15 protein-coding genes are annotated in these 19,289 nt (G+C 42.9%); all 15 read right to left on the bottom strand.

Going from position 1 to position 19,289, the window contains the following annotated elements:
* Window positions 1-74: 74 nt before the first annotated feature.
* The 15 genes from H8S51_RS02045 to H8S51_RS01975 all read right to left on the bottom strand — a co-directional run bounded on the left by H8S51_RS02045 (window position 75) and on the right by H8S51_RS01975 (window position 19,146).
* Complete coding sequence (locus tag H8S51_RS02045) at window positions 75-1,175, bottom strand: Fic family protein (RefSeq protein ID WP_117920190.1); 1,101 nt, start codon at window positions 1,173-1,175, stop codon at window positions 75-77.
* A gap of 123 nt (window positions 1,176-1,298) precedes the next feature.
* Window positions 1,299-2,654 carry a sodium-dependent transporter gene (locus H8S51_RS02040; protein ID WP_186899923.1) on the bottom strand — a complete coding sequence of 452 codons (1,356 nt, stop codon included), beginning with the start codon at window positions 2,652-2,654 and terminating at the stop codon, window positions 1,299-1,301.
* 66 nt (window positions 2,655-2,720) lie between these two features.
* Window positions 2,721-4,103 (bottom strand): alanine/glycine:cation symporter family protein, encoded by a 1,383-nt coding sequence (locus tag H8S51_RS02035; RefSeq protein ID WP_117920305.1) that lies wholly within the window; start codon window positions 4,101-4,103, stop codon window positions 2,721-2,723.
* Between the two features lie 170 nt (window positions 4,104-4,273).
* Window positions 4,274-5,995: a methyl-accepting chemotaxis protein gene (locus H8S51_RS02030; RefSeq protein WP_118772381.1), complete on the bottom strand. Its 1,722-nt coding sequence runs from the start codon at window positions 5,993-5,995 to the stop codon at window positions 4,274-4,276.
* A 210-nt stretch (window positions 5,996-6,205) separates the two neighbouring features.
* Window positions 6,206-7,141, bottom strand: coding sequence for an ABC transporter ATP-binding protein (locus H8S51_RS02025; protein WP_117920196.1), 936 nt, complete (start codon window positions 7,139-7,141; stop codon window positions 6,206-6,208).
* The gene (locus H8S51_RS02020) at window positions 7,128-8,219 is read right to left on the bottom strand and encodes an ABC transporter ATP-binding protein (protein ID WP_117920198.1); all 1,092 of its coding nucleotides are present in this window, start codon (window positions 8,217-8,219) and stop codon (window positions 7,128-7,130) included. The genes H8S51_RS02025 and H8S51_RS02020 overlap by 14 nt, the downstream gene beginning before the upstream one ends.
* Before the next feature lie 16 nt (window positions 8,220-8,235).
* Window positions 8,236-9,306 carry an ABC transporter permease gene (locus tag H8S51_RS02015; RefSeq protein WP_006857402.1) on the bottom strand — a complete coding sequence of 357 codons (1,071 nt, stop codon included), beginning with the start codon at window positions 9,304-9,306 and terminating at the stop codon, window positions 8,236-8,238.
* Between the two features lies 1 nt (window position 9,307).
* Window positions 9,308-10,243, bottom strand: a complete 936-nt coding sequence (locus tag H8S51_RS02010) for an ABC transporter permease (RefSeq protein WP_186899922.1) — start codon at window positions 10,241-10,243, stop codon at window positions 9,308-9,310.
* A 308-nt stretch (window positions 10,244-10,551) separates the two neighbouring features.
* A complete protein-coding gene (locus H8S51_RS02005; RefSeq protein ID WP_186899921.1) occupies window positions 10,552-12,267 on the bottom strand; it encodes a peptide ABC transporter substrate-binding protein in 1,716 nt (571 codons plus the stop codon).
* Window positions 12,268-12,610: 343 nt separating this feature from the next.
* Complete coding sequence (locus tag H8S51_RS02000; RefSeq protein WP_118772422.1) at window positions 12,611-13,363, bottom strand: tRNA threonylcarbamoyladenosine dehydratase; 753 nt, start codon at window positions 13,361-13,363, stop codon at window positions 12,611-12,613.
* Between the two features lie 37 nt (window positions 13,364-13,400).
* Entirely contained in the window at window positions 13,401-14,210 is an 810-nt protein-coding gene (larE, locus tag H8S51_RS01995) for an ATP-dependent sacrificial sulfur transferase LarE (protein ID WP_117920306.1), read from the bottom strand.
* A 160-nt stretch (window positions 14,211-14,370) separates the two neighbouring features.
* Window positions 14,371-15,273 (bottom strand): PdaC/SigV domain-containing protein, encoded by a 903-nt coding sequence (locus H8S51_RS01990; protein WP_186899920.1) that lies wholly within the window; start codon window positions 15,271-15,273, stop codon window positions 14,371-14,373.
* 42 nt (window positions 15,274-15,315) lie between these two features.
* Complete coding sequence (locus H8S51_RS01985) at window positions 15,316-15,969, bottom strand: HAD family hydrolase (RefSeq protein ID WP_117920213.1); 654 nt, start codon at window positions 15,967-15,969, stop codon at window positions 15,316-15,318.
* A gap of 139 nt (window positions 15,970-16,108) precedes the next feature.
* The gene (locus tag H8S51_RS01980) at window positions 16,109-17,137 is read right to left on the bottom strand and encodes an aldo/keto reductase (RefSeq protein ID WP_186899919.1); all 1,029 of its coding nucleotides are present in this window, start codon (window positions 17,135-17,137) and stop codon (window positions 16,109-16,111) included.
* A 68-nt stretch (window positions 17,138-17,205) separates the two neighbouring features.
* A complete protein-coding gene (locus tag H8S51_RS01975; RefSeq protein ID WP_186899918.1) occupies window positions 17,206-19,146 on the bottom strand; it encodes an LTA synthase family protein in 1,941 nt (646 codons plus the stop codon).
* Window positions 19,147-19,289: the final 143 nt, after the last annotated feature.

The following is a 19,289-nucleotide window of genomic DNA, read 5'->3' as shown; positions in this document are numbered from 1 at the left end:
TTAATCCCCATTCCTGCGCTGTTTTTTGCACATATCCAGTTTGTGCCGGGGCACAAATCTCCATATCATAATAGCTATTTTAACTGATTTAATATCTTTTTCTCATTCATTCTCGTAAAATCGCTCAGTCTGTATGAGCGTATTCTCTCCTTCACGATCACCGGCACTAAAAAACCATTTGCCGAGAGTTTTGCACACCTGTTTATGATCGTTTTACTGGTCACTCCCACCAACTTGCTGACATCAATCGGCGCAAATTCATACAAATGTTTTTTTATCAGAAATACCAACAGCTCTTTCTCCTTCGCATTCAGATAAGACAATCCGACAAGCAGATCCTCCTCACTGGATTCCCTGGACAACTCGCATACTTTCGCGGAATATAATTCCATCATGCGCAGGAAATAATCTACCCATATCTCCGGATGCGGCGGATTATCCCTCCCGGAATAATACAGTGCCGGAAGTCCCATCTGCAAGGATCGGTAATACTCTTCGGCATCATATGCAAAATACTCTTCTAAAGAACCGATCCCATAAAACCCATATCCATTCAGGTCTAATATATACCCGGACATCAGTCTTGCCGTTCTTCCGTTTCCGTCTTCGAACGGATGGATCGTCACCAGTTGATAATGGACAACTGCAGCAACGATCAGCGGATGATCGTCTGTTGTATTCACATAATTGACCAATTCATCCAAAAGTTCTGGGATATCAATATATTCCGGCGGTATATAATCGGCATTTCCCGTCTCCGAATCATACACTGCAAACAAAAATCCCGGCGGCATGGCTCCCCTCAGCCCAATTTTTTCCTTAGATGCTCCTTTTTCCACTAACGCCTGAATCTCCAGAATCAATTCCTTAGAAAACGGGACTTTATCTTTTACCTTCTTTTCTAAAAGACACAATGCCATGAAGTAATTCCTTACTTCCTGCTCCGGCTTTAAGAAATGTCTGTGCGGATCACTTTCGATTGCGGCATCTGCCTGTCCCTCTGTGAGCGGATTTCCCTCTATTTTATTGGATGCATAGGAACTTTTCTTCTTGGAATTTTTTCTTAACTTATTTGCGGTAATACTCGGTATATGAACATTGCCCATTGAGAATTTATTTTTATCAATCTGTGATATCCTCTTTAGAATATTGTTCGTAAGTGTAACATGGATCATTTTGCTCCCTCCTGCATCATTCTATTATACCAGATTTCCGTAATTTATTCCATTAAATTTACACTATTTTTACACTATTTTTCACTATTCTTTCACTATTTTTCTCTTAATTGCTTTCCTTTTTTACACAAGCCCCTGAATCAGGATAAACAGAATCAGCAGCGGCAATATAAACTGAAAATACGGTTTTAATTTTTTGGGGATCTTAAGTCCCTCTCCCGTGTTTGCTTCGTCGATATATTTGTCAAATCCCCATCCCCACTTCGTTACGCTAAACAGCAGATAGATCAGTGAACCGATCGGCAAAAGCAGATTGCTGACAATAAAATCCTCACTGTCAAGTACATTGCGGCTGCCTATCAGATGCAGGCTGCTCCACACATTATAGCCTAATACGCACGGAATACTTGCGATTAAAATGATCACTGCGTTGATGAACGCAGCTTTCTTTCTGCTCCATTGAAACATGTCCATACAAAATGACATGATGTTTTCAAATACCGCCATGACTGTTGAAAAGCTGGCAAACGTCATAAACAGGAAAAACAGACATCCCCAGATACGTCCACCCGCCATATTGACAAATACATTTGGAAGCGTGATAAAGATCAGGCTGGGACCGGCATCCACTTCCACACCATAGCTGAAGCATGCCGGGAAAATGATCAGTCCTGACATGATCGCAACAAAAGTGTCAAGTCCACAGATCTGTGCTCCCTCACCGGCAAGTGAATGTTCTTTTCCCATATAACTTCCAAAGATCTCCATTGCCGCAACACCAAGACTTAAGGTGAAAAATGCCTGGTTCATAGCCGCTGTGATCACATTTTTAAGTCCTGTCTCTGCAACTGTATCCAGATCCGGTACAAGATAAAATTTCACACCCTCAGCTGCCCCCTGCAATGTGATACTATGCACCGCAAGAACAACGATCAAAATTAACAATGCACTCATCATAAACTTGCTTATTTTTTCCAGTCCATTCTGCAATCCCCTGCTGCACACAAAAAATCCGAGTACTACCGTAAGGATCATCCAGAATGCCATCTGCAAGGGATCTGCAAGAAGATTTCCAAATGCTGCTGCCGTGTCATCCGCTGTCATTCCGGTCAGAAATTCACCTTTTAAAAATTTGAAAAAATAAGATACCATCCAGCCAGAGACTGTCGTGTAATACATCATCAGCATATAGCAGCCAAACATTGCGATCCAGCCGTGAATATGCCACTTACTGCCTTCTTTTTCAAGTGCTTTATAACCTAACACTGCGCTTTTTCTGCTGGCGCGCCCCACGGCAAGTTCCATGGTGAGCACCGGAAGTCCCATTGCTATTAAAAAGATCAGGTAAAACAGGACGAAGATGCCACCGCCGTTTTGTCCAGCCACATAGGGGAATCGCCAGACGTTTCCAATTCCAATAGCGCATCCGGCGCTCACGAGTAGAAAGCCCAGGCGGGATTTGAAGGATTCTCTTTTCATATTTTTTACTCCATTTCTGGTTTTTTATTGTTATTAAGGTGGATTTTAAATGATATGATACATTTATTATTTTGAGGATTCAAATTCTTTTAATGCCGCAAGTGCCTGTCCGCCAAGCAGATACAGGATTCCTGTATTAAAAATGGTCATCAGTCCGATTCCTACATCGCCAAGATCCCATACAAAAGTATATGCTGCAATTCCTCCAATAAAAAGCATAACCAAGGCAAGTATCTTATACAATGTCTGCCAGATCCATTTGTCACCAAACAGATAAGCAACATTGCTTCTGGCATAAAACAGAATACCTAAGAATGTGGAAAAACTGAATAAAAACAGTGTCACGGCGATGAATATCACGCCAAATTCACCCAGATGATAGCGCATTGCCGATTGAAGCAGATCCATGCCCTCTTTTCCCGCCACGACATTTTCCGGTGCTGTAAGCATGATCATTGCAGTACAGCTGCAGATCACGATCGTATCAATAAATACACCAAGTGCCTGTGTCAGTCCGGCGCTGACCGGCGTCTCACATTCGGCTGCTGCGGCAGCACATGGTGCAGAGCCGGAACCGGCTTCATTTGAAAACAATCCCCTTTTTACGCCATTCATAAGGACAGCGCCGAAGCCGCCGGAGACTGCCTGCCTGAGTCCAAACGCTTCCTCAAAAATCCGACCAAAAACCGCCGGAATGCTACCAATATTTTTCAGGATAATAAATATTGTAATTACAAAATAGCAGACCGCCATAACCGGCACGACCACGTCAAGCACTTTTACCGTCGCATTTTTCCGAAGGACGATCACCGCCGCAATCGCAACCAGTACGATTGTTGTGTAGAGTGGCGGAATGCCAAATGCATTTTCAAAGGATGATGCCACGGAGTTACTGATAACCTGGCTGATGCCGCACCAACAGATCAGTCCTGAAATTGCAAAAAGTACCGCGATCAGCACATGCTTTTTCTTCTTTTTTAATTTTTCTTCACAGAAATGATGGATATAATATGCGGGACCTCCGCGATATCCGCCATACAAAGGATCTTTCTCCTTGTGTAACTGTGCGAGCGTCCCCTCCACAAATGCGGTCGAGGAACCGATCAGCGCTGTCACCCACATCCAGAACACAGCACCGGCACCGCCTGCTGAGATTGCCGCTACAACGCCTACCAGATTTCCCATGCCGACTCTGGTAGCCGTCGATACGATCAGCGTCTGGAATGTGGAAAGACTGTCCTTATTTTCCTTTTTTGCCATAAGTGCTTTTATCATATCCGGGAAAAGCCTGACCGGCAAAAATCTTGTGCGGATCGTAAAATAGATTCCTGTCGGAATCAGAAGAATTACAAGTAAAGAAATACCTATGCTGCTTTCCTGCGGCAAAGGGATCGTAATCAGATCTCCCCATAAAAATGCGTAGACCTTTTCAATAACCGAGACTATCATAGTATATACCTTTTCCATCCTTAGTTTGTACTTTCTCTATCATACTATAGATTGTCTCTTTCATGCAATAAACAAAAAAAAGATCCGCAGCATAAGCCACGGATCTTGTCTACCGTTTATACCACTCATTTTTTACAAATAAAGTGCACTCCATTTTATGTCTGATATTTTTATTCTGTTAAATTTTCAATTTCCGGAACTTTAAATTTCTGGATCATTCCCTGCAGACTCTCTGCCTCACTGCTCATCTCCTGACTGGCAGCCGCACACTCCTCAGATGTTGCAGAATTTGTCTGCACAACATCATTGATCTGCTCAATTCCCTCATTGATCTGCTGGATTTCTGTTGTCTGTGTCTCTAATGTATCCGCAATATGTGTAACTTCTTCCGTAATCTGCTTAGAGTTCTCTGCTACCTCCTCCAGCTGTGCCGCAGTCTCTTCCGCAATTATCATACCTTTTTCTACCGCATTCACAGATGTTTCGATCAGTGATGCTGATTCTTTTGCCGCCTGGGCACTCTGTTCAGCTAATAAATTTACCTGATTCGCTACAACTGCAAATCCTTTTCCTGCCTCTCCGGCCCTTGCCGCTTCAATAGAAGCATTCAACGCCAGCAGATTTGTCTGGGAAGCAATTTCATTAATTGTTGCAATAATCTTATCAATCTCTTTTGATGCCTCATTAATCTCATGCATAGAAGCAACCATTTCATGCATCTTACCATTGCTGTCTGAAATGGCATTTCCAAGTTCATCCACTCTTCCACTGATTGCTTTTGCAGATTGTGAATTTTTTTCTACCTGTTCAGAAACTCCGGCAACTGTAGCCGTCAGTTCTTCTACAACCGCTGCCTGATTCGTAGCTCCATCTGCAAGATCATTGGAACTTGATGCCACCTGGTCTGCTGCACTTGAAACCTCACTCGAAACATTTTTAATTCCTTTGATCGTTTCTGCCATACTCTTCTCAAATGACATGAAAGAATTTAAAATACCGACAAAATCTCCCTTCCACTCTACTTCCGGCTGAACATCAAAATTTCCTTCTGAGAACAGTTTCATTGCACGATCAATATCATCTACATAAGTTCCCAAAATACGAATTGATTTGCGCATACTGTGCGCCAGTCTTCCAATCTCATCCTCCGAATGATATTCCAGCGTACTGTGTAAATTTCCTTCTGTCAGTTCCTTTGCAACGTCTTCCACTGCACGTAACGGATCCAGAATTGTTTCAAGTACCTTTTTACTTGTTACCTTAGCCAGTGTGCATGCATAAACCAGACAGATAATAATACACACAATTCCTGCAACAGCAAAAATAATTGTAGTTCTTGCAGACTGCTCACTTACTTCATCTGTGATCTCATCTAATCTTATGGCAATTTCCACAAGTTTATTTAATGCAGGTGTACAACTATTAAAAATTTCATCAATCGCTTTCTCTTTTTCGCCATTTTTAATTTCTTCTATAATCGAATAACCAATGTTTCCCCAATCAGAAAGAGCAGATGCATACTCATTATATTCCTCATCCGGTAAGACTTTGGTTTTCTTTAATATTTCCAGCTGCGAATCCACTTCTGTAAGCTGCTTTTTTACAGTCTGCTCATAACTGTCATAAGCAGATGTATCATTATTTAATGCCATTTCCCTGATATTTCTCGCTGACGCATTCACATTGATCCTGCAGATTTTTACCGCCTGATCCGCAGCATTGACATCATCTATATAATGTAACATATTAGCAAATAACACACCTATGACCACGATAGAAAACAGCCCCGAAATCAACATCATAATAATGACTTTTCTGTAGCCATAGTTTATCCTTTCCTTCAAACGCATATTTTCCAATTTGTTTTTCATTGTACTCTTTTGTGACAACATAGATTGTTATTTCCTTTCTCTTTGAATTTTTTGAATTTTTACTCTTATATACCAAAATCCATTTTCAAAGTCAATAAGGTTTCGGTTTAAATTTTATATTCTATTTTTCACATAATATTCAGTACTCCCATCCCCAAAAAATTCAGCACTTTTACCAAAAAAGGAAACCACCACACCCCGGCTCCCGGTTTGTGATGGTTTCCTATTATATTATTCTGTCCATTTCTTAAATTCTTCATCCGTACATTTCACATAATGTGTCCCGGACACCAGATGATCCGTTCCTTTATTGTAATCAATGCCGGAAGTCTTGTAATCGTAGCTCAATGCCACACGATTCTTTTCCACGACCGGATTCGGTGCAGGTATCGCAGAAAGAAGGCTCTTCGTATATGGGTGGATTGGATTCTCAAAGATTTCCTCCGTTGTTCCGGTCTCTAAAAGATGTCCCAGATGAAGTACCCCGATGCGATCCGAAATATATTTGACCATGGAAAGGTCATGTGCGATAAACAGATAAGCAGTTCCGGTCTCCTGCTGGATATCCTTCATCAGGTTTACAACCTGTGCCTGAATGGAAACGTCCAGCGCAGAGATACACTCATCTGCAATGATCAGTTTCGGGTTCATGATCAGCGCTCTCGCAATTCCGACACGCTGTCTCTGTCCACCGGAAAACTGATGCGGATAACGGCCCGCATGCTCCGGCGCAAGTCCAACCTTTGCCAGAATATTTTTGATCTTTTCCTCACGCTCCGCGCGTGTCTTGTACATGTGATGGATATCTAAGCCCTCGCCAATGATGTCGCGCACTTTTTTTCTTGGATTTAAAGATGCCATCGGGTCCTGGAAGATCATCTGCATCTGTGTGCGCAGTGCCTGGCTGTTTGCCTTATTGATCTTTCCGCTGATGTCCATTCCGTTAAAATTGATCTCCCCGGCAGTCGGATCATATAGTCTTATGATACTTCTTCCGATCGTTGATTTTCCGGAACCGGATTCCCCTACCAGACCATATGTCTCACCCGGATAGATCTGGAAACTTACGTTTTCTACCGCATGCACGGTATATGTATTACTTACCTTAAAATATTGTTTCAAGCCTTTCACGGTAAGAAGAGGCTTACTGTTTTCATTCACCGTCATCGATCTTAGCCTCCTTCTTCATTCGCGCAATACGCTCTTTTAATTCAAGCGGCATCTCTGCCTTCGGTGCCCGCGGATCTAACAGCCAGGTTGCCGCATAATGCGTATCTGTGATCTGGAACATTGGCGGCTCAGCCTTGTCATCGATCTCAAGCGCAAACTGGTTACGCGGTGCAAACGCATCGCCCGGTTTCTCGTTTAACAGGTTTGGCGGCGAACCAGGGATCGTGTAAAGCCTCTCGTCCGCGGTATCAAGATCAGGCATTGCGGAGAGCAGTCCCCATGTATACGGATGCTTCGGATCATAGAATATCTCATTGATCGTACCTTTCTCGACGATTTTTCCGGCATACATGACATTGACGTAATCTGCAACTTTGGCAACCACGCCGAGGTCATGTGTGATGTAAATAACGGAAATGCCTCTCTCTTTCTGTACTCTGCGGATCAGCTCGATGATCTTTGCCTGAATCGTAACATCCAGTGCAGTCGTCGGCTCATCACAGATCAGAAGATCCGGGTTACAGGCAAGCGCGATGGCAATGACCACACGCTGTCTCATACCACCGGAGAGCTGATGCGGATAGTTTTTCATACGTTTTTCTGCATCCTCGATGCCAACCTCTTTTAAAAGTTCTACTGCCTTATCCCAGGCTTCTTTCTTCGGTGTCTTAAAATGCCAGATCATACCTTCCATGATCTGTTTTCCGATCGTCATGGTCGGATCAAGACTTGTCATCGGATCCTGGAATACCATGGCAATTCTTTTTCCATTGATATGGCGTCTGATCCACTTTTTATCTTTTGTTAAAATGTCTACCGTCTGCGGCGTTCCATCCGCATGATGATAGGAAAATTCTATGGTACCGCCTGTTACTTTTGCATTGGATGCCAAAATACCCATGGCAGCTTTCATTGTTACGGATTTACCGGAGCCGGACTCACCAACGATCGCAACTGTCTCGCCCTTCATCAGGTCAATATTGACTCCACGGATAGCGTGCACGCTTCCTGCAGTCGTCTGAAACGTAATATCCAGGTCCCGTATTTTTAAAATCTGTTCTTTTGTCTCTGACATATACGAATCCCCTTTCTTACATTTCTTTCAGCTTCGGATCTAATGCTTCACGTAAACCATCTGCTACAAGGTTAAAACTTAACATCAGAAGCGCCATTACAACGATCGGCGGAATGATCTGGTACGGATGTGTGGTAAAACTGTTAAATCCTTCGGAGATCAGTGAACCAAGTGAACACTGCGGCACCGGAATACCAAGACCTACGAAACTTAAGAACGCCTCGGTAAAGATCGCTGTCGGGATGGAGAACATTACCTGTGTAATGATCGGTCCAATGATATTTGGCAGAACTTCTTTAAAGATAATAAAGAAATTTCCTGCTCCAAGTGTCCGTGATGCAAGTACAAATTCCTGCTCCTTTAATTTGAGCATCTCAGCTCTTGCGATACGGCTCATGCCGACCCACTCTGTCAGCATCAATGCAAAAATAATGGTAAGCATACCCGGCTGCAGTACTAATAATAAAAGAGTTACGATAACAAGACGCGGAATACCGTTCGCGACCTCCAGAAACCGCTGCATGAACATATCGACTTTCCCGCCAAAATATCCGGAGATCAGTCCATAGCTCATACCGATCACCATATCGATGATAGCGGCTGCTACGGCGATAATCAGGGAAACGCGTGCACCGGACCAGGTACGTGTCCAGATATCACGTCCGAAGTTATCACTTCCGAACCAGTAGTAAAGATCATCTAAGCCTTTTTCTTCATAGTAATTGATCTTTTTTGTTCCGGTCGTTGTTTTCATGCCCTCACTGCCATCGAAGATGCCAAGTTTTTCAAGACCTTTTACCCTCGGTGCAAAGTTTTTCTGTGTCAGTGACTGTTCGGAGTAACTGAAATCATTCATTCCCGGGCCAATAATTGCAAATACCGTAATGATAATGATCAGGATCAGACCGATCACTGCACTGATTTTTTTGAAATAGCGGATCAATACGTCTTTCCAGAAACTCTGTGCTGCAAAGTTGTCATCTAACGCAAGTTCGCCATCCGTATGTTTAAATTTAAAATCCGCCTCGACCGGTATGTAGCCGGCAGCATCATTTCCCACATTCATGGTATTTTCCTGTGACACCATATCAGTCTCCTTTCTTTGCCAGACGAATTCTCGGGTCAATGATTCCGTAAAGGATATCTACCACAAGCATGATGGCAATGTACATTGCAGAATAAATAAAGCTTAATGCGATAACCACGTTGTAGTCGTTCGACTGAATGGCATTTACCAGAAGACTTCCGACACCCGGTATTGCAAATATTTTTTCAACAACCAGAGAACCGGTCATCAGATCGACAATCAGCGGTGCAAGCACGGTGATGATCGGGATCAGTGCATTTCGCAGCGCATGTTTAAAAATCAGCGCTGAACCCGAAATTCCTTTGCTCTCCGCAAGCAGCATGTAATCGCTGCCGAGTACTTCTAACATTTCACTTCGTGTAAAACGGGCAATCGACGCCATCGTAAACATCGAAAGTGAGATACTAGGCAGCACGCTTGATCCGAAAATATCGCTCTCCGAAAACAGCATCGGGAACCACCCTAATTTAAATCCGAAGTTATAGCTGAGTGCCAGCGCGAACACATACGACGGCACCGACACACCGATAACTGAAATGATCGTCGCTAACGAATCCCATATCGTGTCATGTTTTAATGCCGCGAGAAGTCCAAGCAAAAGCCCGACCACGGCACCAATCAACACCGCATATCCTCCGATACTGATGGAGATCGGAAGTCTTGTCTTTATCAACTGGGAAATTGGTGTATTCTTTGAGATATTGTAACTTACGCCGAGATCTCCCTTTAACATATTGCCTACATATTTCACAAACTGTACCGGCAACGGCTGATCCAGTCCATATTTCGTATACAGTGCTGCCTTCTGGTCTGCATTTAACTTCTCATCGTTGAATGGAGACCCCGGCATCAGCTGCATCAAAATAAACAGAACGAGCAAAATTGCAAGCAACGTAAACAGAGACGTTACGATTCTCTTAAGTGCATATTTTTTCACGTTCTAATCCTCCTTTAGTTTTGCGGAGCAAAATGCGACTGCCTTTGCAGGAGCAGAGGATTTTCCTCCTTGTTTTCCGAAGGAAAATGCCTGCTATGCATGCTATGCTCAATAGCTTGCATAGCATGTGCCTCTTGCAGGAGCAGAGGATTTTCCTCCTTTAGTTTTGCGTTCACGACATAGGAAATTCCTGCCTCATTTCCTATAGCGTCAACAATATGATGAAATTGCCGCACCAAAGTTTTGCACTTTAGTGCGGCTATATTCATTTTCCTGCAAAACAGAATATTTACTGTTTCAACACTTTTTTATTCGGTCTTTACAGCATCTTTGTATACACGGTTGATAGCTACCGGATGATACTCAACGCCCGTTACTTTAGAAGAAAGCATCTCTGCGTTGCACTGTGTGTAAAGCGGATAAATAACAGCCTCATCCATAACAATCTTCTCAGCATCGTAGAGTCTTGCCCAGCGTCCCTCTGCATCTGTGCAAAGATCACCGGTTGTACACTCATCAATGATTGCATCGTAATCTGCGTTGCTCCACAGACCGTAGTTGTTAGAGTTATCTGTTACCCACATTCCAAGATATGTCATTGGATCTGCGTAGTCCGGTCCCCAACGTGTTAAACCTAACTGGAAGTTACCGTTCTGCATGTCTTCCACACGCTGTTTCTTCGGCTCAACAACCAGGTTTACGGTCAGTCCCGGAAGAGCTGTCTCCCACTGCTCTTTTAATACCTGCGCTACTTTCTGAGGTGCGTCATCTGCATCTACTACCATGTCTAAAGTGATCTCAGATTCACCAAGTTCCTCTAAACCTTTTGCCCAGTAATCTGCTGCTTTTGCAGTATCATAAGCACATACATCAGAGAATTTTGTCTGATCTTCGGAGAAGTCAGATCCATCCGGTCCTGCTGCAAACTGCATCGGAACTGCTGTGTATGTAGAAGCAGAACCATCTTTTAATACATCTGCTGTGATGGAATCACGGTCGATTGCCATTGTCATTGCAAGACGTATATTTAAGTTTGCGAGTTCAGGAACAGAATTCATATTCGGGCTGACATACCATAAGTAACCTGCACCAACGGTTGTGAATTCAGGATCATCTTTTACCTGGTCAACCTGCTCACCGTTTACTAATGTTGTATCTAGTGCGCCTGTCTGGTAGCTCATTAATGCCTGCTGTGAATCCTGGATTACCTGATAACTTAATCCGGAAAGTTTTACTCTGTCGGTATCATAGTAGTCTGCATTTTTTGTTAAATGGAATGCAGTTGCTGCCGGCTGATAAGAATCCAGCACAAATGCACCGTTTGATAATACTGTCTCAGGACTTGTTGCAAATGTATCTCCACAGGAAGTAAAGAACTCCTCATTTACCGGATAGAAAGTCGGGAAATACATCAGAGAAGTGAAATAGCTGACTGGTACATTCAGTTCAACCTGAAGTGTATTGTCGTCTACTGCTGTCACACCAAGTTCACTCTTGTCTTTCTCACCTGCGATGATCTCTGCTGCATTTTTGATCTGACCGATATCGCTTAACATATATGCATACTCTGATGCAACATCCGGATCAACAGCTCTCTGCCATCCGAATACGAAATCTGCTGCGGTAACCGGTGTGCCGTTGCTCCATTTTGCATCGGTACGAAGATGGAATGTATAAGTTAAACCATCGTCTGATAAATCATAGCTTTCTGCGATTGCCGGAACTGCCTGTCCGTCTGCATCCATCTGCATCAGACCGTCGGTGTAATCAGCGATTACCTCAAAAGATGTTCCGTCGGTAGCCTGCTGCGGATCGAGTGACTCGACCGGAGTCTCAAGCATAACATTCATGTCTGATGCGCTTGCTGCGGCATCTGTTCCTGCAGCATCACCTGCTGCGCTGCCTGTCTCTGTGCCTGTGGTTGTTCCCTGTGTTGCAGAAGAACTGTTTCCGCCACAGCCTGCAAGACCAAGCATCATTGTTCCGGCCATCAAAATAGCCAAAACTGCTTTGGTTTTTTTCATAATAGTAATCCTCCTTGTTTTTGCGAAGCAAAAATCCGAGTCCTCTGACGAGGAGAGGATTTTCCTCCTTAATAAAAATGCGCAAAGATGGCTCTTTTTCTCTGCGCCCCTTTACGCTGATAACACTTTATCACATTGCATTGTCAAATGCAAGTATTATGTTATACATTTTGTACTTTTGTACTAATTTTTTTATTATATTCTGTTTTTGTCTATTTTTTCTAAAAACAGGCAAATTCACACACAAAAAAATAGGTGAAATACCTTTTCATGTATTTCACCCATAACTTTTTTAATCTTCCTCATGTTCCCTGCATCAATATTTTAAATATTTTTGTAAGAATTATTTTGTAAGGTCTTTTATAACTTCCCCTGCAAGGATCAGACCTGCCACAGACGGTACAAATGCGATACTTCCCGGAATATCACGGCGTTCTGTACATTTATGGACTGTTCCAGGCGGGCAGACACAATGTGAACGGCAGCTGATACTCATATCTTCGATCGGTCTTGTCGGCTGTTCCTTAGAATATACAACTTTTAATTTTTTGACGCCACGTTTTTTTAACTCACGGCGCATGACACGGGCAAGCGGACAGACTGTCGTCTTATAAATATCTGCTACTTCAAATTTGGTCGGATCTAATTTATTGCCGGCTCCCATACAGCTGATCACCGGTACGTTACACTCTTTTGCCCGCATGATGATCTCTAATTTGGCTGTAACTGTGTCTACTGCATCCACGACATAATCATATTCGGAAAAATCAAACTCATGTGCATTTTCCGGCAGATAAAAACATTTTCTTGCTTCCACCTTCGCATCCGGATTGATCTCTAAGATGCGCTCTGTCATCACATCAACTTTATATTTTCCAACTGTCTTTCTGGTTGCAATGATCTGACGGTTGATATTGGTCAGGCAGACCTTGTCGTCATCCACGATCACAAAAGATCCGACTCCGCTTCTTACAAGTGCCTCCACAACATAGCCGCCAACTCCGCCGATCCCAAAGACCGCAACTTTCGCATTGGCAAGCCGTTCCATATTATCCGCCCCAAGTAATAACTGGGTTCTCGAAAATTGATTTAACATATCCTGTATATCTCCTGTTATCTCTATTGCTATTTCACTATAGTGTCTCATTCATACTTCCCATACGGTATCCACCAAGATCAAGTGTCACATAGGAAAATCCCAGTTGTTTCAGGTAAGAATAAATCTTTTCCCGGTTTTCCCCGGAAACCAGTCTCTCAATCTCATCCGGCAGCACTTCAATACGCGCAATATCCCCATGGATTCTTACGCGCACCTGATGAAATCCCAGATCAAGCAATAACTGTTCTGCCTTATCTACCATACCAAGTTTTTCTTCAGAGATCGTCTCTCCATAAACAAACCGGGAGGAAAGGCACGCAAATGACTGCTTGTCCCATGTCGGCAATCCCATTTCTTTGGAAAGTGTGCGGATCTCTTTTTTATTCAATAAGGCCTCTCTGAGTGGACTTTTGATACCAAGTTCTGCTACGGCTACAAGTCCCGGACGATAATCGCCGTTATCATCCATATTCGAACCCTCTGCTACGGCATTGATCTGATATTCATTTGCGATTTCAAGTATTTTTTCAAACAGCTCATGCTTGCAAAGGTAACAGCGGTTCTTCGGATTCTGCCGGAATCCCTCGATATCAAGTTCTTCTGACTTGCACACGATATGTCTGATTCCCTGTTCCTTGCAAAACTGCTTTGCCTCCTCTAACTCCCTTTTCGGAAAAGAACAGGAGGATGCGGTAACTGCGATCACATGATCTGCACCAAGTGTTTCTTTAGCAGCGGCAAGCAGAAATGTAGAATCCACTCCGCTGGAAAATGCAACGGCAACACTGCCCAATGATTTTAAATATTCCTGTAAATTTTTATATTTTTCCTGTACTGACTGCATAACAATCCTTCTTCTTACTGCCTTTTTATAAAAACTATATTTTTCCATTAATTCCTAGTTTTCTCATAGGTTCTATGTATTTTAACATGATATGATGTGAGTGTCAAAAGGTATGACAAAACGGACGTCAAATGCTTCTGCATCCAGCGCCCGCTTCCGTCTAATCCAGTCTTACCACTGCATAATCACCCATAGCATGATTGACATAAAAGATCACATATACTTTTCCATCATGCATGTAAGATTCTCCTGTTGTCTCATCTGTTCCATAATCCTCCGGATCGCCATCAAAATGAGCAAGGCTTGCTGCAAGTGATTCCTCTGTCGGTTCCATCCAGATAAAATTAAATTCCAAAATATCCTTCATCGTGATTTCTGCAGAAGGATTTCCATCTGCATCCAGTACCGTATACCCCTGCGCGCTGCCTCCATCCTCTTTCCCGGCAAATAAAATTTTTGCTGTCTGATCCGGATCGGCAAAATCAGAAAATGTCATTTTTTCGCCGGTCTTCATGTTAATGTTAACGGATGTAAGTGCTGCGGACGGATGTGCCGCTCCCTCATAATTATAATAACCCTGACAGGTCAATGATAATATATCCTGCGTCTGTTCCTGTACGGTGTAGGTAAGCATTACAGAATCGTTTGCGCCAAGGCTCATCTCCTCTGTATCTCCTGTCATTTCCCCGGCAGCCTCTTTCGCAGTAGTTTCAAAGTAGTTATTCCATTCTTCCTGCTTGTCGGTATTACTCCATCCTGTGATCTTCGGGTAAGAAATATCAACCAGCTCTGTTTTTTTATAACTTACCATCTCTACCTGATAATCACTCTGTGCTTCCTGTTCTGCTTCTGTCCCATCGGCAATGTCTGTTGTTTCTGCCCGCTGTGTATCTCCAGAAGATTCTGTGTCATCTGCCTGTGCCTCATTCTGTACCGTGCTTTCACTCGTTTCCTGACGGTCTGCGCTATTGTCCGCACCGGTACTCTTATTTTCACCACAGCCTGCTGCAAACATCAATGACAGTGACAATGCTACAATCAATATAAAGTTTCTTTTTTTCATGCAAATTTCCTTTCCTCTGCAGACAGACTAATCTGCCATCCTCTACTGCTCTAAAAATTTTACAATATCCTCTGGTTTCTCTGCAAAATGTGTTGCTCCATGTTCGATCAGAAACTCCTTATCACGGAATCCCCAGAGTACCGAGATACATGGCAGTCCGGAATTTTTTGCTGTCATGACATCCACATCTGAATCCCCGATATAGACGGCTGTATCAGCAGATTTACCCAGTTCTTCCAGTGCAGTTTTTACCATATCCGGTGCCGGTTTTCTCGCCACACCTTCGCGTTCTCCGATCGCAGCCTGCACGATACCTTCAAAATAAATTTCATTCAATTCTTTGACGGCAAAATCAATCTTATTAGAAACGATCGCAAGGGCATAACCTTTTTCTTTTAATTCACGAAGCAGCGGAACCACTCCATCATAGGCTCTGGTTTTGTCATTGCAGTGCTCTCCATAATATTTTTTAAATATAGAAAATGTTTCTTCAAATTTTGGATTATCAAATCCTCCCGGAACGGAAAGTTCCATCAGACGACGCACACCGTTTCCAACGAATGAACGCACTTCACCGATCGTGCGCTCCGGCATCTGCATCGTGCGCAGTGCATGATTGGTGGCATCCGCCAAATCCTCTAACGTATTCAATAAAGTTCCATCCAGGTCAAAAACGACTGTTTCATACTTTTTCATAATGAACCTCATTTCCAGACAGCTTATATTTCACACTGCCATTATCTTCCTAATATTGACTCTTACGGTTTCCGCAGGCACCTGTTTGTAATCTTCTAATTAACACTCACGTTCCCCGCAGGCATCTGTTTGTGATCTTCTAATTAACACTCACGTTTCCGGCAAGCACCTGTTTGTAATCTTCATAATTTTTTGCCAGAAGCGCAGGCGTATCAAGCCCATACGGACATTTGCTCTTACACTTATTGCAATGTAAGCAGTTTTCAATTTTCTTCATCTTAGCCTGAACCTCAGGTGTGAGCTGCAGCGCTGACGGGGAACGACGGAGCAGTAATGACATGCGGGCACAGTTGTTGATCTCGATACCCGCCGGACACGGCATACAATAACCACATCCGCGGCAGAAATCTCCCGCAAGTTCTTTTCTGTCATGCTCGATCAGTGCACAGATCTCATCGGTCATAGCTGGCGGATTGTCAATATAAGAAATAAATTCGTCCAGCTCTTTTTCTCTCTGCACGCCCCAGATCGGCAGTACATTTTCATACTGCGCTTCAAATGCATAGGCTGCTGCCGAATTTGTGATCAGTCCACCGGAAAGTGCCTTCATCGCAATAAAGCCCATATTTGCCTTTTTGCATTTTTCCACCAGAGCAATATCTTTATCTGTTGCCAGATAGCAGAACGGGAACTGTAATGTCTCGTACAATCCGGATTCGATCGCTTCCTCGGCAACTGCAAGTCTGTGGTTTGTAATACCGATATGACGGATCTTTCCCTGTGCTTTTGCTTCGAGCATTGCTTCATAAAGTCCTGTTCCATCCCCCAGTTTCGGGCAGAAAGACGGATTGTGGAACTGATAAATATCAATGTAATCCGTTCTTAAATTATGCAAAGAAATGCCAAGCTGCTCCCAGAATTCGTCTGCATTATTTGCCGCTGTTTTCGTTGCAATATAAACTTTCTCACGCATTCCATCAAATGCTTCACCTAACTTTTCCTCGCTGTCCGTGTAGAAACGCGCTGTGTCAAAAAATGTAATGCCCGCTTCATACGCTTTTCTCGCCAGTTTTACCGCATCCTCCGTACTGACTCTCTGGATCGGCAACGCACCGAATCCATTTTTATTTACTTTGATCCCTGTACTTCCTAGTACTACCGCTTCCATAACTCTTATTGTTTTTCTCCTTAAATCGTATTTTAACCACTATTTGCTCCCAGCCTCATCTATGCATTCTATTGTTTTAGATATGGGAAAAATAACTCACTCTTATTTCGCTTATCAAACATATTGTTATACTGCAGTATCTCATAGTTTTTCAGCCATCTGGCGTCCTCACCGGCCGCATCCTCCACATGCAAAAATCTGCCCTGTGATTTTGAATAAAAACCTCTGGAATTGACTGCAGGAATTTCTTCCATCATGTCAGCTAAAAACTGGTTATATGCCGGAAGCGTGATGCCCGCACGCTCTAATGCCAATGTAGACAGATAATTAAGACTTGTCAACTCAACATTTTCTTTTTCGCTGTCATAATTTGTCCAGATGAAAAATGGTACTGTATAGAGATTTTCAAGTTCCGACAGCGTCAGTCCCCCCAGACCTTTTCCATTCAGATACGGATAAAAGCTGGATGATAAACTTGGCTGATGATCTCCGAAAAAGACGATCTCCACCGGATCATCCACTTTTTCAAAATAGGAGATCAGATACTCTAATGCAGAATCACTCTCATGAATCAATGACAGATACTGGTTCACATCCGGATAATTGATACCGAGCATCCGTGCCTTTTCATCAAAATTATCATATTTTTCCGTATAACCACCATGATTCTGCATGGAAATACTCATGATAAATAAATCTTCATTGGACTTTTTGCTCTCATAACGGTCAACGATCTTTTCATACAGTTCCTGATCTGTAATATAATCACGTAAGATCTTGGTCTGGTCAAAATCATCTATAAAGTGTGTCTCATCAAATCCCATATTCGGATATACAATATTCCGGCTCCATCCAGTCTCATAATAAGGATGCATTGCCACACAGGTATATCCGATATTTTTCAGATCTGACACCAGTGACGTCGGCGTATCGGTAATGTACTGCTGATAGACAACCGAACCGCTCGGAAGAAATGCCATGGAGTTGCCGGTTAAAAATTCCCACTCCGAGTTCGGTGTCTTAGCACCAAATACTGAAGAAAGCGCGTGTCCCTTGATCGTATTATCTTCCAGAGAATCATAAAACGGCGTCAGATCGATATTCGTTGAGAAATTACCCACCACGCTTAAATCCGCATAAGACTCACTCATAACAACAATGATCGTCGGCTTCTTTTCTTTCCCCCCGTTATCGATATCCGTCTCTTTTCCATACTGTTTTTCCAGTTCCTGCACTGCCTCTTTCGAATATCCCTCCGGCTCCGCAATAAAGCAGTCACGGATACTTAACACAAAGTTTAAGATGTAACCGTTTCTATAACTTCCCTTTTGTTCCCATGTTTCTGTCACTACAGTCTGCGTATGTTTTCCTATATATACACAGCAAAGCACGGCAAGTGAAATACAGACGATCGACATTGGAATCCTTTTTTTGAAGGAAACATGCAATTTCCGGATGAGTGCAACATACAGCGTGGAAAGAAGTATCACATACCCTGCCCTTGCATCCATGACAAATTCATAATTGCCTGCCACGGATAGTCCTGTCTGAATGGACTTTAAATCACTGAAAATAAATTCATTTCCCCGAAACAAATATACAAAATAGTTGATCCCTGCAAAGGATAAAAGCACAATGTGCGAGATCAGGCAGGTTAAGCCTGTATTATTCGTAAATACCTGGACGACCAGAAAAACTACCAGGCAGCATAATACGTTTAACAGCATTTTGTTATCTGAAATCTTAGCTCTCAGTTCTGCATCCAAAAGCAGGTACTGGATATGATAAGCCGTAAAAATACCGCCGCTTCCCAGCATAAGCGCACTCCACAGCCATGACAGTTTTTCATTTAATTCAATCTTTAAGCTCTTGATTCCAAAATAAAGTACTCCAAAACCAAGCAGCACCCATATCGGAAATCGAATGACTGCAAACAGCACTGCTGCAAACACCATTGCAACTGCAAGCCGGATCAGATTCTCTTTTTCAAAATATAACTTTATCTTCATGGTTTCCTCATAATTCAATCTCTCATAGTCTCTTTTTCAACAAAGTTATTCTATCATTACATACAGATTTGTCAATTTTGTGAAGATTAAACTTTTCTTAGTTTTTTGATTTTTATTCTTCTGATATTACAGGTCCCGGTAAA

The sequence above is a fragment of the Roseburia rectibacter genome (genome assembly GCF_014287515.2).
GTDB classification, from domain to species: domain Bacteria; phylum Bacillota; class Clostridia; order Lachnospirales; family Lachnospiraceae; genus Roseburia; species Roseburia rectibacter.
Note: the sequence above shows the minus strand (reverse complement) of the source record. Positions and strands in the feature narration are given on the sequence as shown.